This window comes from Xanthomonas sp. 3075 (genome assembly GCF_014197275.1).
Taxonomy (GTDB): Bacteria; Pseudomonadota; Gammaproteobacteria; order Xanthomonadales; family Xanthomonadaceae; genus Xanthomonas; species Xanthomonas campestris_B.
This window is the reverse complement of sequence record NZ_JACIFI010000029.1, coordinates 12,320-31,638: the sequence shown is the minus strand read 5'-3', so window position 1 is coordinate 31,638 and position 19,319 is coordinate 12,320. Positions and strand designations below refer to the sequence as shown.

At 65.7% G+C, this 19,319-nt stretch carries 18 protein-coding genes; 9 read left to right on the top strand and 9 right to left on the bottom strand.

Annotated elements, in window-relative coordinates; translation table 11 throughout:
- Nucleotides 1–356: 356 nt before the first annotated feature.
- The 5 genes from GGR62_RS19355 to GGR62_RS19335 form a co-directional block, all read right to left on the bottom strand.
- Nucleotides 357–785, bottom strand: coding sequence for an organic hydroperoxide resistance protein (locus GGR62_RS19355; protein WP_102580170.1), 429 nt, complete (start codon nucleotides 783–785; stop codon nucleotides 357–359).
- A gap of 105 nt (nucleotides 786–890) precedes the next feature.
- Nucleotides 891–1,352: a MarR family transcriptional regulator gene (locus GGR62_RS19350; protein ID WP_184409464.1), complete on the bottom strand. Its 462-nt coding sequence runs from the start codon at nucleotides 1,350–1,352 to the stop codon at nucleotides 891–893.
- Nucleotides 1,349–1,840 carry a hypothetical protein gene (locus GGR62_RS19345; RefSeq protein WP_184409463.1) on the bottom strand — a complete coding sequence of 164 codons (492 nt, stop codon included), beginning with the start codon at nucleotides 1,838–1,840 and terminating at the stop codon, nucleotides 1,349–1,351. Before GGR62_RS19345 ends, GGR62_RS19350 begins: the two co-directional genes overlap by 4 nt.
- 198 nt (nucleotides 1,841–2,038) lie before the next feature.
- Nucleotides 2,039–3,133, bottom strand: coding sequence for a cell division protein ZapE (gene zapE, locus GGR62_RS19340; protein ID WP_184409462.1), 1,095 nt, complete (start codon nucleotides 3,131–3,133; stop codon nucleotides 2,039–2,041).
- A gap of 79 nt (nucleotides 3,134–3,212) precedes the next feature.
- The gene (locus GGR62_RS19335; protein WP_184409461.1) at nucleotides 3,213–3,875 is read right to left on the bottom strand and encodes an alpha/beta hydrolase; all 663 of its coding nucleotides are present in this window, start codon (nucleotides 3,873–3,875) and stop codon (nucleotides 3,213–3,215) included.
- 66 nt (nucleotides 3,876–3,941) lie between these two features.
- Here GGR62_RS19335 and GGR62_RS19330 point away from each other — a divergent pair, with 66 nt between their 5' ends.
- On the top strand, nucleotides 3,942–4,823 hold the full coding sequence (locus GGR62_RS19330) for an EamA family transporter (protein ID WP_184409460.1): 882 nt from the start codon (nucleotides 3,942–3,944) through the stop codon (nucleotides 4,821–4,823).
- 75 nt (nucleotides 4,824–4,898) lie between these two features.
- Here the strand turns inward: GGR62_RS19330 and GGR62_RS19325 are convergent, their stop codons facing one another.
- Complete coding sequence (locus GGR62_RS19325) at nucleotides 4,899–6,224, bottom strand: GTP-binding protein (RefSeq protein ID WP_184409459.1); 1,326 nt, start codon at nucleotides 6,222–6,224, stop codon at nucleotides 4,899–4,901.
- Between the two features lie 60 nt (nucleotides 6,225–6,284).
- Here GGR62_RS19325 and GGR62_RS19320 point away from each other — a divergent pair, with 60 nt between their 5' ends.
- Complete coding sequence (locus tag GGR62_RS19320) at nucleotides 6,285–6,662, top strand: MerC family mercury resistance protein (RefSeq protein ID WP_184409458.1); 378 nt, start codon at nucleotides 6,285–6,287, stop codon at nucleotides 6,660–6,662.
- Between the two features lie 677 nt (nucleotides 6,663–7,339).
- On the opposite strand, the gene GGR62_RS19310 is transcribed toward GGR62_RS19320, so the two are convergent.
- Entirely contained in the window at nucleotides 7,340–9,058 is a 1,719-nt protein-coding gene (locus GGR62_RS19310) for an ExeM/NucH family extracellular endonuclease (RefSeq protein WP_184409456.1), read from the bottom strand.
- A 276-nt stretch (nucleotides 9,059–9,334) separates the two neighbouring features.
- Nucleotides 9,335–9,853 carry a c-type cytochrome gene (locus GGR62_RS19305; protein WP_184409455.1) on the bottom strand — a complete coding sequence of 173 codons (519 nt, stop codon included), beginning with the start codon at nucleotides 9,851–9,853 and terminating at the stop codon, nucleotides 9,335–9,337.
- A 279-nt stretch (nucleotides 9,854–10,132) separates the two neighbouring features.
- Between GGR62_RS19305 and GGR62_RS19300 the strand changes: the two genes are divergently transcribed.
- Genes GGR62_RS19300 through GGR62_RS19285 form a run of 4 tightly spaced genes read left to right on the top strand, consistent with a single transcriptional unit; the run spans nucleotide 10,133 to nucleotide 13,059 of the window.
- On the top strand, nucleotides 10,133–10,777 hold the full coding sequence (locus GGR62_RS19300; protein WP_184409454.1) for a DUF4198 domain-containing protein: 645 nt from the start codon (nucleotides 10,133–10,135) through the stop codon (nucleotides 10,775–10,777).
- 25 nt (nucleotides 10,778–10,802) lie between these two features.
- Nucleotides 10,803–11,114 carry a DUF3649 domain-containing protein gene (locus tag GGR62_RS19295; protein WP_184409453.1) on the top strand — a complete coding sequence of 104 codons (312 nt, stop codon included), beginning with the start codon at nucleotides 10,803–10,805 and terminating at the stop codon, nucleotides 11,112–11,114.
- Complete coding sequence (locus GGR62_RS19290) at nucleotides 11,111–12,727, top strand: PepSY-associated TM helix domain-containing protein (RefSeq protein WP_184409452.1); 1,617 nt, start codon at nucleotides 11,111–11,113, stop codon at nucleotides 12,725–12,727. Before GGR62_RS19295 ends, GGR62_RS19290 begins: the two co-directional genes overlap by 4 nt.
- On the top strand, nucleotides 12,724–13,059 hold the full coding sequence (locus GGR62_RS19285; protein WP_184409451.1) for a DUF3325 domain-containing protein: 336 nt from the start codon (nucleotides 12,724–12,726) through the stop codon (nucleotides 13,057–13,059). The genes GGR62_RS19290 and GGR62_RS19285 overlap by 4 nt, the downstream gene beginning before the upstream one ends.
- 423 nt (nucleotides 13,060–13,482) lie before the next feature.
- Here the strand turns inward: GGR62_RS19285 and GGR62_RS19280 are convergent, their stop codons facing one another.
- Nucleotides 13,483–14,103 carry a TetR/AcrR family transcriptional regulator gene (locus GGR62_RS19280; protein WP_184409450.1) on the bottom strand — a complete coding sequence of 207 codons (621 nt, stop codon included), beginning with the start codon at nucleotides 14,101–14,103 and terminating at the stop codon, nucleotides 13,483–13,485.
- A 128-nt stretch (nucleotides 14,104–14,231) separates the two neighbouring features.
- On the opposite strand from GGR62_RS19280, the gene GGR62_RS19275 reads away from it, so the two are divergent.
- The 3 genes from GGR62_RS19275 (at nucleotide 14,232) to GGR62_RS19265 (ending at nucleotide 19,295) form a co-directional block, all read left to right on the top strand.
- On the top strand, nucleotides 14,232–15,395 hold the full coding sequence (locus GGR62_RS19275) for an isovaleryl-CoA dehydrogenase (RefSeq protein ID WP_184409449.1): 1,164 nt from the start codon (nucleotides 14,232–14,234) through the stop codon (nucleotides 15,393–15,395).
- A gap of 10 nt (nucleotides 15,396–15,405) precedes the next feature.
- On the top strand, nucleotides 15,406–17,016 hold the full coding sequence (locus GGR62_RS19270; protein WP_184409448.1) for a carboxyl transferase domain-containing protein: 1,611 nt from the start codon (nucleotides 15,406–15,408) through the stop codon (nucleotides 17,014–17,016).
- Between the two features lie 251 nt (nucleotides 17,017–17,267).
- Nucleotides 17,268–19,295, top strand: coding sequence for an acetyl/propionyl/methylcrotonyl-CoA carboxylase subunit alpha (locus GGR62_RS19265; protein WP_184409447.1), 2,028 nt, complete (start codon nucleotides 17,268–17,270; stop codon nucleotides 19,293–19,295).
- Nucleotides 19,296–19,319: the final 24 nt, after the last annotated feature.

The following is a 19,319-nucleotide window of genomic DNA, read 5'->3' as shown; positions in this document are numbered from 1 at the left end:
CGGCTCACGCCTTGCACCGGAACTTGATCCGCGTGTGACTGCGGCACCCTGACTTCCTGCCCATGGCGGCATGCAGATGGCCCGGCACGGGCTCTGATCGCCACCGGAAGCGTGCGCAAGCGGATACCGCCTGTATCAAGGCGCGCGCATTGCGGGCGGCTGCAACCGTGCCTGCTGGCGTTCTTCGTGTCATCTCCTACGTATCGAAGTGCCAGCAAGCGCTGGCACTTCGGCGCGGGGCGTCTCCCGTTCTTCCAGGACCGCGCGCCTGCGCCTGCAACAAAAACGGCCCGACGCATGCGCCGGGCCGTTGCTGACGTCACCGCACGGCTTGCGCGTGGTGATGCTGGCGTGGATCAGGCCAGGGTCAAGGTGACGTCGATGTTGCCGCGAGTCGCGTTGGAGTACGGGCAGACCTGGTGGGCCTTGTCGACCAGCGCCTGCAGTTCGGTCTGGTCCATGCCCGGCACCGCGATGCGCAGTTCAACCGCAATCCCGAATCCGCCCGGAATCTGGCCGATGCCGACGCTGCTGTCGATGCTCACTTCGCCCGGCAGCTTGAGCTTGTCTTGCGCCGCGACAGCCTTCATCGCGCCGATGAAACAGGCCGCGTAGCCGGCAGCGAACAACTGCTCCGGGTTGGTGCCGTCGCCGCCAGCGCCGCCCAGCTCGCGCGGGGTGGACAGCTTGGCATCCAGCGCCTTGTCGGAAGACACAGCGCGGCCTTCGCGGCCGCCCGTGGCGGTGGCATGGGCGGTGTAGAGGACTTTTTCAGGTGAGGCCATGGTGGTTCTCCAGAGTGAGCGCTGTCAGCGCGTGGTGTAGTTGAATAGTTGGCGATTGAATCGTGTACGACTTGTTGAAGAGGCTGCAGGTGCGCAGGGATGCGCTCACGCGTTACCGAGGTTGGAGCGTAGCGTTTCCAGTTGCTGTTTGAGTTGACGCAGTTCGTCCAGCGAGCATGCCGAGGCGCAAAACACCTGCTCGGGCACCGCGCCAGCCTTGGCGCGCAGAGCGTGGCCGGCATCGGTCAGTTCAATGATCACCTGCCGTTCGTCTTTGGCGGCGCGGGTGCGGGTGACCAGGCCGGCAGCCTGCAGGCGCTTGAGCAGCGGGGTCAGCGTGGCCGAATCCAGATAGAGGCGCTCACCGATCTCCGACACGCTGCGGCCATCGGTTTCCCACAGCACCAGCAGCACCAGGTACTGCGGATAGGTCAGGTCCAATGCCTTCAGCAGCCCACGGTAGAGCTTGTGCATCGCCAGGTTGGCCGAATACAGCGCAAAGCACAGCTGATGGTCGAGCTGCAGCAGCGCGTCGGTCCGGGCAGTGGTGGCTGTGGCGGTGTTCATGGCTGTAAATTACATCGTGCGCTATTTAATTGCAAGCGATCTTTACCGCCGTGCCGGAAGTGCGTGGCGAGATGCAGTAGCCGGCCCTGAGCAATGTGCGCATCAGGATTACGCAGCGTGTAGATCAGCACAGACGCATCGCAGGCATGCACAACGATGCCGCGTGTTTGCGTTTTCGACAGATCGCACGCGCACCGCCGTGTCAGCGATGCCGGTCCGCTGACACGCCAGCAAGCACGTGATCGCTTGCAGCCAGCGAAGCTGCAGGCAAGCGAATACATCGCCACGACATGCGCGTGTGCTGGACGCTGCGCGCGGACGACGCCAGCGTCGCGTACCGCGCCGGTTGCATGGAAGCAGCCGGCCAAGACACTGCAGACAGGCAGGACCAGCGGATCCACGGGAAGGGCCAGGCCTCTTGATCCCTTGATGACATCGCACAGGCGTGCAGCCAGGAACCGATCCAGCGCCCGCGTGCGCCGGGACATGCATGCCGACCTATCGCCGACCAATCGCCGCTTTCCCGACGGCGATGCCGAAGTCCTCGACGTTGTCGCGCGCCGCAGCAAGTGGGAAATCCCCTGACCGCCACGCTACGCAACGATGACGTGGCTGCATCCGCGAGATCAACCGGCCAGCGACGCAATCCATGCGGGACGGTCGCCCTCGCATGTCCTGCAACTCATTCACGCCCGATGCGCAGTGGCCAGGTAGTCGGCGCTCTGCATCTCGATCAGGCGCGAGGCGGTGCGCTCGAAGGCGCCTGCCAGGCGCTGGCCGCTGTACAACCCCGGCGGTGCATCCTGCGCGGTGCAGACCAGGTTGACGTGGCGGTCGTACAGCTCGTCGATCAGATTGACGAAGCGGCGCGCCGCGTCCTCGTTCATGCGGTCGAAGTGCGGGATGCCGCCCAGCAATACCGTCGTAAACTCGCGCGCGATCTCGATGTAGTCGCCCGGCCCACGCGGGCCTTCGCACAGCGCTGCAAAGTCGAACCAGGCAATGCTCTTGCCGCGTGCGCGCACCGCAATCTTGCGCGATTCGATGTCGATCGTGCCGCTGCGTGCCTCGGCATTGCCGCTCAATTCGCTCCAGCGCTGCAGCAGCCAGTCGTCGGCCTGCACATCCAGCGGCGCGCGATACACCGGCGAGCGCGTCAACGCGCGCATGCGGTAATCCTCGGTGCCTTCGGCATACAACTCCACGCAGAACTTCTGCAGCAAGCCGATCGCCGGCATGAAGCTATCGCGCTGCAGGCCGTTGGCGTAGAGATTTTCCGGTGCGGTGTTGGAGGTGGTCACCAGGGTCACGCCTTCGGCGAACAGGCGTTCCAGCAAGCGCGCCAGCAGCATCGCATCGCCGATGTCGGTGACGAAGAATTCGTCCAGCACCAGCACGCGCAGATTTTCGCGCCACTGCTGCGCGATCCTGGCCAGCGGATCGCTCTGCCCGGCATGCTCGCGCAACTGCTCGTGCACACCGCGCATGAAACGGTGGAAATGCGTGCGGTATTTCTGCTTGATCGGCAGGCCGTCGTAGAACAGGTCGACCAGAAAGGTCTTGCCACGCCCCACGCCACCCCAGAAATACAGGCCACGCACCGGCTCGGGCTTTTTCCAGAACGCCGACAGCCGATCCAGCCAGCCATCCTGCGCGCTGTCCACCAGTGCTTCGTGGATACGGTCCAGCTGGGCCAACGCGGCTTGCTGCGAGGGGTCGGCGCGCCAGTCGCCGCGTTGTACGCCGGCAGCGTAGCGCTGCGACGGGGTCATCTCACTCATCGTAGTTCTCCGCAGGCCGGCTGCTGCCTTGCCCGCTCAACGGCGCATCGCAAGACGATACGCGTGGACCGAGCCGCAGTCAGGCGGCGGCCGGTAGCCAGCGCCGGACACCATGCTGGATCGCACCGCGCAGGTCGATCAATTTGCGGTGGAAGAAGTGGCTGGTATCGGGCATGCGCACCAGTTCGGGCTGCTGCTCCAAGGTCTCCAGCCAGTCGTACACCGCTTGCGGATCAACGATCTCGTCGGCGTCGCCCTGGATCACCAACCACTGTTGCGGCGGCTGCATGTCGCTGAAATCCCAGCGCCCGGCCGGTGGCGCGATGGAGATCAACGCCTGCGGTTCGAGCGATCCGGCAGCACGCAACGCCACATAGGCGCCGAAGCTGAAACCGGCCAACCACAGCGTGTCGCCCGGGCGCTGGCTGCGCACCCAGGCGGCCACGGCGCGCAGATCGTCCTGCTCGCCATCGCCATGATCGAAACTGCCGGCCGAGTTGCCGACACTGCGGAAATTGAAGCGCACCACCGTGATGCCCAGCTCGCGCAGCGCGCGTGCGGCCATGGTGACAACCTTGTTGTGCATGCTGCCGCCCTCGGTGGAGAGCGGGTGGCAGACGATGGCGGTAACCGCTTGCGCAGCGACATCGGGCTCGGGCAGATCGACCGCGACATCGAGCGGACCGACCGGCCCCTCCAATGTCAACGCGGCCGATTCGGTGGGGAATGGGGGATTGGACATGCGCTCATAATAGCCGTCCCGCCGGCCGCGTTCATCGCCCTGCCTGCACACCTCGTTGCGTTGCCCATGCATTTTCTACTGGTTGCCGTCGTTTGCAGTGTCCTGGTGTCGGTGCTGTTGAAGCTGGCGCCGCGTCGGGATATCGACGTGTTCCAGGCCATTACCTGGAATTACGCCACCGCCAGCGTGTTGGCCGTGGCACTGCTGCACCCTGCATTTTCCAGCCTGAGCGCGGCGACCACGCCGTGGCTGGCGCTGCTGAGCCTTGCAGTTGCACTGCCGAGTATTTTTCTGGTGCTGGCGCGCTCGGTGCGCGTGGCCGGCATCGTGCGCAGCGACGTGGCGCAGCGGCTGTCGCTGCTGTTGTCGCTGGCGGCGGCATTTACCGTCTTCGGCGAAGCTGCCGGGCCCTGGAAGCTGGCCGGCCTGGGCGTTGGATTGCTGGCCATCGTCGGCATCGTGCAGCGCACGCACGCTCCATCGGCGGTCGCGCCTGCATCGACGACCGGCGCGCCGGCACGCGCGTGGCCCTGGCTGCTCGGGGTGTGGGTGGGCTTTGCGCTGATCGATATCCTGCTCAAGACGATTGCGCTGTCGGGCACGTCCTCGCTCACTGCGTTGACGCTGTGCTTTGCCATCGCGTTCGGGTTGCTGCTGTGTGTGCAGTTGGTGCGCATGCAGCGTGGGCATCGGCTGCATCCGCGCAGCATTGCCGCCGGTCTGCTGCTGGGCGTGCTCAACTTCGGCAACATCCTGTTTTACGTGCGCGCCCACCAGAGCCTGCCGCATAGCCCTGCCACGGTCTTTGCAACGATGAACATCGGTGTGGTGGCGCTCGGTGCGTTGGCCGGCATCACGCTGTTCGGCGAACGCACCACGCGTTGGACGCGCGTGGGCCTGGCATTGGCGGTGCTGGCGATTGCGCTGATTGCGTGGGGATCGCGCTGAGGCGCCCGCTGGTTGGCCACGCCATGCCGTCATGCGTGCGCAACCGGCGCGCATGCATGACGGCGTGCGAAGACCTCAACGTTCCCAGTGCGGGAACGGATCGTCCAGCAGTTGCCACTGCGCCGGGCCCTGGCGCAATTCCTGATCGCTCAGCAGGCAGGCATCCAGCGCAGCGCGCGTGCGCGGCGCATCCATGTCCACACCGATCACCGCCAGCTCCTGGCGACGGTCGCCCCACAACGGGTGCCAGAGCCGCTGCATCGCCGCGTATTCGCTGGCATCGCCCACTTCGTGCAATTGCGGCAGCGGTGCGGTCCAGCATTGGGTCTGCTGACGCTGCCAGCCGATGTCGGTATACGGCAGCGGGGTGATGCTGGTCTGCAGCGGCTCGCCGATCGCGTGCGCATCCACGCGATGGCGTGCGGCGAACCAGAAGCCGGCCGCATTGGTCTGCGTGGCTCCGCCGACGCTGGACAGTTCGCCGACCCAATCCATACGGCTGGCCAGCCAGAAAAAGCCCTTGCTGCGAATCACCTGCGGCAGCCCGCTTTGCACCATGCGCGCAAAACGCTGCGGGTGAAACGGCCGACGCGCACGATAGACGAAGCTGCTGATGCCGTATTCCTCGGTCTCCGGCGTGTGCTGACCGCGCAGTTCCTGCATCCAGCCCGGCGCCAGTTGCGCACGGATGAAGTCGAAGCGGCCGGTGTCGAGCAACTGACGCAGCGGCACCTCGCCATGCACGGCGTCCACCAGCGCCGCTTCGCGGTTGAGCGCACGCAGCACGGCGCGCAGGCGTTGCAACTGCTGTGCGTCGATCTGATCGCACTTGCTGATCACCAGCACGTCGGCGAACTCCACCTGCTCGCCCAGCAACTGCACCAGCCCACGGGTGTCGTCCGGCCCGGCCTGCTGCCCCAGCTCGGCCAGCGTGGCCGCCGAGCCGAAATCCTGCAGAAAGCGAGTGCCGTCCACGACCGTGACCATGGTGTCGAGCCGGGCGATGTCCGACAGGCTGAAGCCGTCGGCATCGCGCACCGCAAAGGTGGCCGCCACCGGCATCGGCTCGGCGATGCCGGTGGATTCGATCAGCAGATAGTCGTAGCGTTTCTGTTCGGCCAACCGCCGTACTTCCTGCAGCAGATCGTCGCGCAGCGTGCAGCAGATGCAGCCATTGCTGAACTCCACCAGCGTTTCCTCGGTGCGTCGCAATGCCGCACCGCCGTCGCGCACCAGCTGCGCGTCGATGTTGACGTCGCTCATGTCGTTGACGATCACCGCCACGCGCAAGCCGTCGCGGTTGTGCAGGATGCGGTTGAGCAAGGTGGTCTTGCCGGCGCCGAGAAAGCCGGACAACACGGTGACGGGAAGACGCGGATCGCGGGCGATGGACACGGACATCCGGAAAACCTCGTGGAAGGAAGTGTTACTGTATAACATTACTTCGACAAGGCACGCCCGATGCGCGCGACCGCTTCTCTACTGGACAGCTCGGCCATCGCCCTATCGAGCCTGTGCCTGCTGCATTGCCTGGCGCTGCCGCTGCTGGCGGCCGCACTGCCGCTGCTGGGCGCCTGGAGCCGGGCCGAATGGGTGCATGTGGTGTTCGCCACTGCGGCAGTCCCACTGAGCGGCTATGCGCTATGGAGCACGCACCGGCAGCGGCCGCTGCCGGCAGCGGTGTGGGCATTGGCGATCGCCGGGCTGACCGGACTGGTGGTGGGAGCAAGCGGGTTGGTCGGCGCTGCGCTGGAAGCGCCGATCACGGTCGCCGGCAGCCTGCTGCTGGCCAGCACCCATCTGGTCAATTTGCGGCTGCGTCGCAACGCGCACTGCTAGACCTGGCAATCAACTCTATACAAATGCATAACGCCTGAGTCAGGAAGACCCAAGAAGCAGGTTCGGCTTGAATGAATTCTTAGCCTTGCACTCAGTTGCCCAAGCGTTTCTTCTTCTCGGCATCGTACTCGGCCGGCGTAATCGCACCAGCATCAAGCAGGGCTTTGAGTTTTGCGAGATTCTCATACCTCACCGCGCTATCTGAAACTGATGCTACGGGCTCAGGTGCATCACACTGAAAGTAGATGGTTCCCGTTGCTCCGCGAGCGACCTGCCTTAGAGAGGCTAACAAAACGACTTCGCGTCAGCCTACTGCAGGCCGGCTGATCTGCGGCCTGGCTGCAGGGCCCTTGCCCGCCCAGCGTCGCGGGACACGCTGCAAGTACGTCCTTGTAAGCTCTTACGCGGCATCCATGCCGCGTAAGGTCCCGCGACGCTGGGCGGGCAAGAACCAGTCGAGATGGTCGGCATGCATGGTTTAAACACAGCAACCAGCGGAGTCTCTGGTGCGGTGTCCTCGCCGCTTGCGGGACCGTGTGGCGGCATGGATGCCGACACCGAGCCTCCAGGGATGGATTCACGGCGTGTCCCGCGAGCGGTGAGGGCACCGCGCCCTCGACCCACTCAGCGTTTGAGCTGGGCTTCTGACTGTATCCACCAAGACGCACCAGATCGTGCTACAGCGAAAAGCCCAGCAGCACCGGGTCATGGTCGGAACTGCGCCACGGCCCGGGCAGGTCGCGTTTGGCGTATCCGGCATCGTCCATGAGATCGGCGTTGATATGCCATTCGGCCGCGCCACGTAGCTGCTTGGCCATCGCCGGACTGAGCAGCGCGTGATCCAAGCGCCCGCTCATGCCGTTGTACACGTAGCTATAAGGCTGCTTCACGCCAGCCACTGCGAAGGCATCCTGCCAGCCGCTGGCGCGCAGGCTACGCATCGGGGTTTCCATTGCGTAGGCATTGAAGTCGCCCAGCAACACGGCCAGCTTGGTCTGCGCGCCGGTGGGGTCGGTCTGCAGCCACTGGTGCAGGCGCTTGGCCGACTCGCTGCGGGTCGCGTTCCAGCACGCCTGGCCGTCCTGCTGGTCGGCATCGGCGCCGCTGGCGGTGCCGCAGCCCTTGGACTTGAAGTGATTGGCGACCACCACGAAGGTGGCGCCACGGGCGCTGCGAAACGCCTGCGCCAACGGCACGCGGCTATGACTGTCGAACGGCCCACCGGTCAGCGTCGCCGGCTTGCCGACCGGAGTGACCTGCGAACTGCGATACACGATGCCGACCCGGATCGCGTCGTCGCCCGGACCGCTGCCGGTGTCGACGAACTGCCAGTCCTTGTCCTTGCCAGCGCCATTGAGCGCGACCACCAGTTGCGCCACCGCCGCATCGGCATCATTGCCATCGTTTTCCAGCTCCATCAGCGCAGCCACATCGGCCCGCAACGGCATGATCGTGGCGACCAACTTGGTCAATTGCGCCTGGAACTGCTCGGGAGTCCGCGCGCCGCGCTTGGTCGGAAAACCGCCGCCACGGCCATTGCCGTTGAAGAAGTTTTCCAGGTTGAACGCCGCGATACGCAGATCGCCTCCCACCTGCGGGGCGACCGCAGTCGGCAGCGCCGGCAGCGTCAGCGGATTGAGCACCTGGATGCGGTAATTGCCGTCGTAGCGCTGGTCGACAATGCCGTCCACCGATTTGAGCAGGCTGCCCGCGCGCAGCACCGGATCGGCCGGCAGATAGGACACCGTCTTGGGGCTGCGCCCATTGCGCGCATCGTCCAGCAGCACGCGGCGGCGCGCGTTGTCGGCCTCCACCTGTGCGAAGGCCGGAGTGCCGGCAGCGGCCACTTCGCTCGGCTGCCACAGACGTCCACCGAAGGCGGCGACCAGTTCGCCGTAGGTATCCAGGCGGTCGCTGCCGTTGAGCGTGAGCGCGGCGATGCGCACGTGCTCGCCTTCCAGCGCTTCCCAGTTGGCCGGCGGGCCGCTGAGCATGCGCAGCGGCACCGGCTGGCCGCTGGCGAGTCGCTCGATGCTGCTGGCATCCACCGTGGTCAGGCTCGCCTCACCGCCTGCGGACACTTCACGCACCGTGCCGACGATGCGTACCCGGTCGCCCACCGCCACCTCGGCAGCGCCGGCACCGGTGACGAACACCCCGTGGGAGCGGCGCGGCTCAAAGCCGGGCTGCTGCACGAACAGGCCAGCCAGGCCGGCGCGGGTATCGGCAGTGACGATGCCCTCCACCTCCACCACGCGGCCGTCGTGCGGGCTGCGGGTGTCCTCCCCCTGCACATCGGCGATCGACAGACGTTGCGGCGCGCCATCGGCAGCGCTGCCGAGCAATGGCACCAGCAGACCGAGCAAACCGAGCACAACAAGCGGACAACGCGACATCGACACTCTCCCTACTGAGCTGGACCAAATACAAACGCCGCCCGGAAGGCGGCGCGTGGCGACGAGGCGCAGCGGCAGGCTAACAAAAGGCGGTCAGCAGCTGCCAGCCAATTGACGAACGAGACGGCCGATGCGACCGCCGGCAGCGTCGCCGCTCCCGCTTGGCACGCACGGCGCACGTGCCGAGGCAAACAAACCGAGATGGCGCCTCGACCGGATGCGTCTGCCGTCTGTCAGACGTACGCCAGGCATAACCGTGTGGCGGCGCGCGGACCGCTATTTCAGATTGGCCAGCATCCAATCCACCGTCGCGCGCACCTGTTCTTCGGTCAGCGACGGGTTGCCGCCCTTGGCCGGCATGATGCCGCCATCAGGGCCGGTGTAGCCCTCGATCGCGTGCTTGTACAAGGTGTCCTTGCCCTGGGCGATGCGCGCGTCCCAATGCGAGTGGTCCAGCGTCGGCGCCTTGCCCACGCCGTTGGTGTGGCAGGCGGTGCACAGGTTGTCGAAGATGACCTTGCCGTCGGTGGTACCGCCATAGGCGGACTGCGAAGCCGCCTTGGCCAGTGCCGCCGCCTGGGCAGCGGCTTGTGCGGATGCGCCAGTCGTGCCGGCATACACCGCGCCAGCCGGTGCGATGCGTTGCTGCACGCGCTTGGCCGCTGTCGGTGAGACTTCGTCGGGAACGGCGCGTTGCAAATAGGCTGCCAGGGCGATCAGGCCCAGGGTGATCACCACCAGTAGTCCGATCACCATCGAGAATTTTTTCAGGAACTCGAGGTCGTAATTCCGCACGCGCTCACCCCTGGCTGTTGGTCGAAGACCTCTGCTAGCGCCGGAGTATAGAGCACAGTTCGCGCCAGTCTGACCACTGTGCATGACACTTTTCGCAGCGGTGCGCGCTTCGCCCCCGCGCGCTATGACTCTTGTCCGCGCATACGCTTGCGCCCGCCACTGAATTGCCGCAATGCCGCATGGCGCGTTGGTGTGGCTCGCCGAATTGCGTATCATTCCCAACAACCTGGGGTGACGCGGTTCTCGCCTCGCCCTGTCCGCCTACGAGGAGTCGCCGCGATGAAATCCTTCCTGCTGTCCTGCCTGGCCTTGGCCAGCCTCAGTCTGTCTGCCCAGGCCCACGAGATCTGGATCGAACGCGACGGCAGCGGCCCGGTGCGCATTTTCTTCGGCGAACCGGCGCAGGAAACGCTCGATCACGGCGAAGACGAGATCAAGCGCGTGGTCAAGCCAACCGTGTTCGGCACGGCGGGCAAGGCCGGCGCACTGCAGCGCGGCAGCGAGTTCCTGACTGCACCACTGTCGGGCACTGGCGATGCCTGGCTGAGCGACGACAGCGTGTTCGAGCCGTGGAAGGGCGAAGCCGGCACCTTCGAGACAGTGAGCTACTACGCGCGCGCCGGACGCACCACGCCATCGGCCAAGCTGGATTTCGAACTGGTGCCGACCGCCGCCAACGCCAACACCCTGACGGTGCTCTACCGCAACAAGCCGCTGCCCAAGACCGAAGTCACCCTGATCGACCCGCAGAAGTGGCAGAAGACGCTGACCTCCGATGCCAAGGGTCAGGTGACGCTGCCCACGCTGCGCACCGGCCGCCACATCATGGTGATGACCAACAAGGAGCCGGTGAAGCGCGAGATTGGCGGCAAGCAGGTCACGATGATCCACCACATCAGCACGCTGACCTTCCTGGCCCAGTAAGTCGACCACCCGCGTCGTTGATCCGATGTCCATCGCACCGTCCATCCCGCTTCCCTGGTTCAGGCGTCCCTGGCTGGGCGTGCTTGCGCGCACGCTGGCAGCGATGTTTGGCGGCTATGCGCTCGCCAGCGCCACCAATCTGCTGCTGGCGCTGGTCTTGCCGATGCCACGCAGCGAGGCGGTGTTGACCAGCATGCTGGTCGGCATCGTGGTGTGCGCCTGCGCGCCGCTGTGGGCGTTCGCCACCGCCAGCGTGTGGCGGGCATGGGCCGGCATTGCCGTGCCGGCGGCGCTGATGTTCGCACTGGCCGCATGGCTGCAACGGAGTGCGGCATGAAACAGGGATTCCGCCAGTCGATGGCGTGGCTGCATACCTGGACCGGCCTGCTGGTCGGCTGGGTATTGCTGCTGATCTTCATGGGCGGCACGGCGAGTTATTACCGCGATGAAATCAGCCGCTGGATGCGTCCGGAGCTGCCCACCACCACGGTGAGCAGCGAAACCGCATTACGCAGCGCCGAGCGCTATCTGCAAACGCATGCGGCCGACGCGCAGAGTTGGAACATCACCTTGCCGGACACGCGCAATCCGGTGGTGAGCATGTACTGGCAAAATCCCGCGCCGGCGGCGGGCAAACCGGCCGGTCGTCGCCAGATGTACGGCAGCGCCATCATCGACCCGGCCACCGGCAAGGAGATCGCCGCACGCGATACCCTGGGCGGTGAGTTCTTCTACCGCCTGCATTTCGATCTGCATTATCTGCCGGTGCTGTGGGCACGCTACATCGTCGGCTTCTGCGCGATGTTCATGCTGGTGGCGATCATCAGCGGCGTCATCACCCACAAGAAGATCTTCAAGGACTTCTTCACCTTCCGCCCCGGCAAGGGACTGCGGTCGTGGCTGGATTTCCACAATGTCAGCGCCGTGACCGCGTTGCCGTACCACGCGATGATTACCTACACCGGCATCGTGACCTTGATGTTCATGTACCTGCCGTGGGGCATCAAGGCACGCTACGCCGACAACGAAATGCGCTTTTACGATGAGGCGGCCAATCGCGTGGCCGATACCCGGCAAGCGGCCGGCACACCGGCGAACATGCTGCCACTGGAGCAGTTCGTGGCGCGTGCGCGTAGCCAGTGGCGCGGCGGCGATGTGGGCAATGTGGCGGTGTCGCTTCCCAACGATGCGCATGCCGCCGTGGGCGTGACCCAACTGGCCAATGCCTTGTCCACCGATGCGCCATCCATCCTGTTTGATGCGGTCAGTGGCCAGCGCCTGCAGCGCAGCGGGCCGCCAGGTGGCGCCAGTCAGACGCGCGGTGTGATGGTGGGTCTGCATATCGCCCACTTCGCCGGGCCGTGGCTGCGCGCGCTGTTCTTCGGCTCGGGCTTGCTCGGCTGTTTGATGGTGGCCAGCGGGGTGGTGATGTGGGCGGTGAAGGAACGGCCCAGGCATCTGAAGGCCGGGCGCATCGGCGTTGGTCTGCGCCTGGTCGATGCGCTCAACATCGGCACGGTGGCCGGACTGCAGATCGCCTTCGCCAGCTTCTTCTGGGCCAACCGGCTGCTGCCGGTGACGCTGGAGGCACGCGCGGCGATGGAAGCCAATGTGTTCTTCGCTGCCTGGGTCGCGGCGCTGTTGGCGGCGTTCGTGTGGCCGCGTCGCGCGATGTGGAGCTGGCAGCTGACTCTGGGCGCGGCGTTGTTCGCGTTGGTGCCGGTGGTCAATGCGATCACCACCGAGGTGCATCTGGGCGCGACGTTGCCGGCCGGGCAATGGGCGTTGGCGGGGGTCGATCTGGTCTGCCTGGGCCTGGGCGTCTGCCTGGGCATCGCGGCGTGGCGCCTGCAGCGCTGGAAGGCACCGCAACCCGCGTCGGCACGACGTGCACGCGCCACAGCCGCCGCGCCTGCGCAGGACACCGCAGCGATGCAGGAAAGCGCATGAACGTGCTGCTGTTGCTGGCGCTGAATTTCTCCGGATGTGCCGCGTTATGCCTGGCGATGGACAAGCATCAGCACGAGGTCCGCGGCCGCGTGCTGGGCGCCGCGCGCTCACGCCAGTTGCGTGCGCTGGGCTGGCTGTTGTTGCTGCTCAGCGGTGGGCTGGCGGTGCACGCACAAGGTTGGGGCATCGGCCCGGTGCTATGGCTGGGCACGTTGACCGGCGCGGCGGCCCTGCTGTCGCTGTGGTTGCTGCCGTATCGGCGCGGCTTGATTTTGCCGACGGCGGTGGCGGCACCGGTGCTGACCGGCGTGATGCAGTTGCTGGTGGGGTGAGGGGTGAATGTCTGCGCGATCCAGTGCGCGGCGTGTTGAGTAAGCCACCGCGTGAGTCGCAGTGCTGCATGCTGCGATTGCGCCACTGATGCTGGTATGGCGTGGCGCATTCTCGGCATCGGCCTGCCGTCGCGTCGAGTGCGGCGTCATGCATCGCATGCGCAGGTCGCTACGTCACCACCAGCGGATCGCCCAATACCGTCGGTCGAGGCATACAGTGATCGTCGAACACACACACTGCTTGCCCGGACTGCGGCATGCCCGGCAAACCACGGCAGGATGATGCGCCAGGCCAGCGCCATGCGCGTCAACTCACATGGGCTCGCACCACATCGGCAAATGCGTGTGTAGACATGCAGTTGCACGGCCATCCCTTGCCGAGCGCGGCCTCTCAGCAGGGTTGGCGCCTTGCTCGGCGCACTGTCAACCCGCCGCCTGCCGTGCGCCCACCGCGCGCAGGCAAAAGCCGCAGATCGCTTCGACCAACTGCTCGCCCTGTTGTGGGTCGCCCCGGCTGGGCGCGATCGGTCCCACCAGCGCCTCGGTGAAGGCCCCGACGATGCAGGCGGCCGCTGCATCCAGCGACTGCTCGGGGAACTCGCCTGCCGCCACACCTTCGGCCAGCAGCTGGCGAAACACCTCGCCGAACAGGCGTCGGCCACGGATGCGCTCGGCATCCACCTCGCTTTCCACCGGTTCGGCGATGAAGGCGTAGGCCAACGCGGGGCCGGCCAGGGCACGCCGCACGAACGTGGCGATCGCGCTGCGCAGGCGCTCGGCAGCGCTGGCCTGGGTGGTGGCGATGGCGCGCAGGATGGTCATCTCGCGCTGCACGGCTTCATTGAGAACTTCCACGAAAAGCTCGGCTTTGGATGGGAAGTGTCGGTAAATCTGCCCGGTTGACACGCCAGCGGCGGCGGCGACGGCGGTCACCGGCGCATTGCGGTAGCCGCCGGCGGCGATCAGGGCGCGGGCCGCGTGCAGGATGCGTTCGCGGTTGCCGGCCAGGCGTTCTTCCATCAGGGCGGAGCGTCGATAAGCCATGGTGTGATTCTGGGTTCAATAGTTGAATTTTAGTTCACTTTTTCATTGCGGACCGTTAGTCTGGTCACACACGCCGCGCGGTCCGCCCGCTCCCACCCGGCACATCCCGATCCTTGTGGAGTCGTTTCATGCATGTGCCGTCGTTGAATTTTGCGCTTGGCGAAGAGATCGATCTGCTGCGCGAAAGCGTGGCGGCCTTCGCCAGCCACCATATTGCCCCGCTCGCGGCCACCGCCGACCAGGACAATGTTTTCCCCGCGCAACTCTGGCGCCTGTTCGGTGAGCAGGGCCTGCTCGGGTTGACCGTGGAAGAGGACTACGGCGGCAGCGGCATGGGCTACCTGGCGCACGTGGTGGCGATGGAAGAGATCTCGCGGGCCGGCGGGGCGATCGGCTTGTCGTACGGCGCGCACTCCAACCTGTGCCTCAACCAGCTGCGCAAGAACGCCACACCTGAGCAGAAGCAGCGCTACCTGCCCAAGCTGTGCAGCGGCGAACATGTTGGCGCGCTGGCGATGAGCGAGGCAGGCTCGGGCTCGGACGTGGTGTCGATGAGGCTGCGCGCCGACGCACGCGGCGACCGCTTCGTGCTCAACGGCAGCAAGATGTGGATCACCAATGGCCCCGATGCCGATGTGCTGGTGGTGTACGCCAAGACCGATCCGGACGCCGGCTCGCGCGGCATCACCGCCTTCATCGTCGAAAAGGGCATGCCCGGGTTCTCCACCGCGCAGAAACTCGACAAGCTGGGCATGCGCGGCTCCAACACCTGCGAACTGGTGTTCACCGATTGCGAGGTGCCGGCCGAGAACGTGCTGGGCACGCTCAACGGTGGCGTGCGCGTGCTGATGTCTGGGCTGGATTTCGAACGCGTGGTGCTGGCCGGCGGCCCACTCGGGTTGATGGCCGCAGCGATGGATGTGGTGCTGCCGTATGTGCACGAGCGCAAACAGTTCGGCGAGCCGATCGGCACCTTCCAGTTGATGCAGGCCAAGCTGGCCGACATGTATGTCGGGCTCAACGCCTGCCGCGCCTACGTGTATGCGGTGGCGCGCGCCTGCGATGCGGGGCAGACCACACGCCAGGATGCGGCCGGCGCGATCCTGTATGCCGCCGAAAAAGCGACCTGGCTCACCGGCCAGGCGATCCAGGTGCTGGGTGGCAACGGCTACATCAACGACTATCCCACCGGCCGCTTGTGGCGCGATGCCAAACTGTACGAAATTGGTGCAGGCACCTCGGAGATCCGACGCATGCTGATCGGCCGCGAGCTGTTCGACCGTACCGCCTGACGGAGCCAACATGAGCGTGATCACCAGCCAGCTGCAGGTCAGCGGCGAGAGCTTCCAACACAACGCCGCCGCACTGCGACGCGTGGTCGATGATCTGCGCAGCACGCTGGCGCGCACTGCGTTGGGCGGCACCGAGGCTGCGCGTGCAAAACACACCGCACGCGGCAAGCTGCTGGTGCGTGATCGCATCGATGCCTTGCTGGACCCGGGCAGTGCGTTGCTGGAGATCGCACCGCTGGCCGCGCATGGCCTGTACGACGATCAGGTGCCCTGCGCTGGTGTGGTTGCGGGCATTGGCCGCGTGTCCGGGGTCGAATGCGTCATCGTGGCCAACGATGCCACCGTCAAGGGCGGCACCTATTACCCGATGACGGTGAAGAAACATCTGCGCGCGCAGGAAATCGCGCAGCAGAACCGTCTGCCATGCATCTATCTGGTCGATTCCGGCGGCGCGTTCCTGCCGCTGCAGGATGAGGTGTTTCCCGATCGGGATCACTTCGGGCGCATTTTCTACAACCAGGCCAATCTGTCGGCCAACGGCATCCCGCAGATCGCCTGCGTGATGGGTTCGTGCACCGCTGGCGGCGCGTACGTGCCGGCGATGAGCGATGAAACCGTGATCGTGCGCGAGCAAGGCACCATCTTTCTCGGCGGCCCGCCGCTGGTCAAGGCGGCCACCGGCGAAGAAGTCAGTGCCGAAGAACTCGGCGGTGCGGATGTGCATACGCGCATCTCCGGCGTGGCCGACCACTTCGCCGACAACGACCTGCAGGCCCTGGCACGCGTGCGCGCCATCATCGCGCAGCTCAATTGGCGCAAGCCGGCCGCTTCGCTGGCACTGCAGGCACCGCTGCCGCCGCGCTACGCCGCCGACGAACTGTACGGCGTGATTCCCGCCGATACGCGCAAGCCCTTCGATGTGCGCGAGGTGATCGCCCGTATCGTTGACGACTCGCAGTTGGACGAATTCAAGCCACGTTACGGCAGCACCCTGGTTACCGGCTTTGCGCATCTGCACGGCTACCCGGTCGGCATCATCGCCAACAATGGCATCCTGTTTTCCGAGTCCGCGCTCAAGGGCGCGCACTTCATCGAGCTGTGCACGCAGCGCGGCATTCCGCTGATCTTTCTGCAGAACATCACCGGCTTCATGGTCGGGCGCAAATACGAACACGGTGGCATCGCCAAGGACGGCGCCAAGCTGGTGATGGCGGTGGCCTGCGCCAAGGTGCCGAAGTTCACCGTGGTGATCGGCGGCTCGTTCGGTGCCGGCAACTACGGCATGTGCGGCCGCGCGTATTCGCCCAACTTCCTGTGGATGTGGCCGAATGCGCGCATCGGGGTGATGGGCGGCGAGCAGGCGGCCAGCGTGTTGGCGACGGTGCGTCGCGACGGTATCGAGGCCAAGGGCGGCGCGTGGTCGGGTGAAGAAGAGGACGCGTTCAAGGCGCCGATCCGCGCGCAGTTCGAGCAGCAGGGCCATCCGTACTACGCCAGCGCACGGCTCTGGGACGACGGCATCATCGATCCGGCCGATACCCGTCGCGTGCTCGGGCTGGGATTGTCTGCGGCATTGAATGCGCCGATCGCGCCGACACGCTTCGGCGTGTTCCGGATGTGAGGCGATGATCTGCGCCTGTCCTTGCGTTGCTGCATCGTCCGATGGCCGGTGTGCCCGTGCATGCGCGTCGCTGCACACCGCACGGTGCGCTGCATGAAGACAGCCCTGGGAACCTGCAGTATCGATCTCCGCGGTAAGCCGTGTGCCGCTTCTGTATCACCTGGCGCCATCGTCGCTGGCTTGCCGCCAACGCAATCGTTTTTTCAACGCCGCACCAGCCGCCACCATGGCGACGTGCCCGGAGATCACCCATGACCCAGCGCGAACCCGTCGCCGCCGTAAAACTGCCATATTTCGACAAGATCCTGATCGCCAATCGCGGCGAGATCGCATGCCGCGTCATCGCAACCTGCCGCACGCTGGGCATCGCCACCGTGGCGGTGTATTCGGATGCCGACCGCGATGCGCGACACGTGCGCCTGGCCGATGAGGCGATCCATATCGGTGCGGCACCGGCGCAGCAAAGTTATCTGCGCAGCGACGCGATCCTGCAGGCGGCACGCGCGAGCGGCGCGCAGGCGATCCATCCCGGCTATGGTTTTCTGTCGGAAAACGCCGCGTTTGCCGATGCCTGCGCGCAGGCCGGCATCGTGTTTATCGGCCCGCCCGCAGCGGCCATCCGCGCGATGGGCGACAAGAGTGCGGCCAAGGCGCTGATGGAACGGGCTGGTGTACCGCTGACGCCGGGTTACCACGGCGACGAACAGGCGCCTGCCTTCCTGCGCGCGCAAGCCGATGCGATCGGCTACCCGGTGCTGGTCAAGGCCAGCGCCGGTGGCGGTGGCAAGGGCATGCGTCGGGTGGACGCCAGTGCCGCATTCGAAGAAGCGCTGGCCAGCTGCCAGCGCGAAGCGCAATCGGCGTTCGGCAACGCGCATGTGCTGGTGGAAAAGTACGTCGAGCGCCCGCGTCATATCGAGATACAGGTATTCGGCGATATGCACGGCGAGGTGGTGTATCTGTTCGAACGCGATTGTTCGGTGCAGCGCCGTCATCAAAAAGTGCTGGAAGAAGCGCCCGCTCCCGGCATGACCGAGCAACGCCGCGCCGCGATGGGCAAGGCCGCCGTGGATGCCGCGCGTGCGGTGGGCTACGTCGGCGCAGGCACGGTGGAATTCATCGCCGGCCCGGACGGCGATTTCTATTTCATGGAAATGAACACCCGACTGCAGGTCGAGCACCCGGTGACCGAACTGATCACCGGTACCGACCTGGTCGAATGGCAACTGCAGGTTGCGGCGGGTGCGCCGCTGCCGCGTCGCCAACACGAACTGAGCATCCATGGACATGCGCTGGAAGCGCGCCTGTATGCCGAAGATGCCGAGCGCGGATTCCTGCCCTCCACCGGTACGCTGCGACAGCTGCAATTTCCCGCTGCCAGCGCGCATGTGCGCATCGATGCGGGCGTCGACCAAGGCGATACCATCGGCCCGTATTACGATCCGATGATTGCCAAGCTGATCGTGTGGGACGTCGATCGCCCCGCGGCACTGGCCCGCATGCGCGATGCGCTCGCTCAGTTCCATGCAGCCGGCGTCACCACCAATAGCGCATTCCTTGCGCGCCTGATCGGCACGCACGCATTTGCAACTGCCGATCTGGATACCGCATTGATCGAACGCGAACATGCGGCGCTGTTTCCAGAGGCTGCCGTGCCGGACAACCGGTGGTGGTGTCTTGCTGCGGTGCTGGTTGCCGAATCGCGGCCGACGGCGGTTGCCGATCCGGCCGACCCGTTCTCGCCGTGGCAACAGGCAGACGGGTGGCGCGTCGGCGCGCATGCCGCGCACAGCGTCATCCTGGAGGCGGCTGGTGAGCGTCGCCAACTCGATGTCCGCCCGCATGCCGATGGCTGGCAGGTAAGCATTGCAGGCGACACGCACGTATTGCGCTATCAGCGCCACGACACGGCATTGCGGGTGGAAATGGATGGCCGCCAATGGCGTGCGCACGCACTGCGCGATGCCAACGCACTGACCTTGATCGGCGCCATGCAGCGCGCCGTGTTCCATCACCACGATGCGCTGATCGAAGCCGATCAACCCGCACACGACACCGGTGGCCTGCTCGCTCCCATGCCTGGCCGCATCGTGGCGCTGGTCGCCCCGGTGGGGCAGCCGGTGGTGCGTGGGCAAGCCTTGGTGGTGCTCGAAGCGATGAAGATGGAACACACCCTGCACGCGCCCGGCGATGGCACCGTGCAGGCCTACCTGGTCGCGGAAGGCGATCTGGTCTCCGACGGTGTTGCGTTGGTGGAATTCGTGGCCGCGCCTGCGTAGTGCCGCAGGGCAGCGTGACCATCG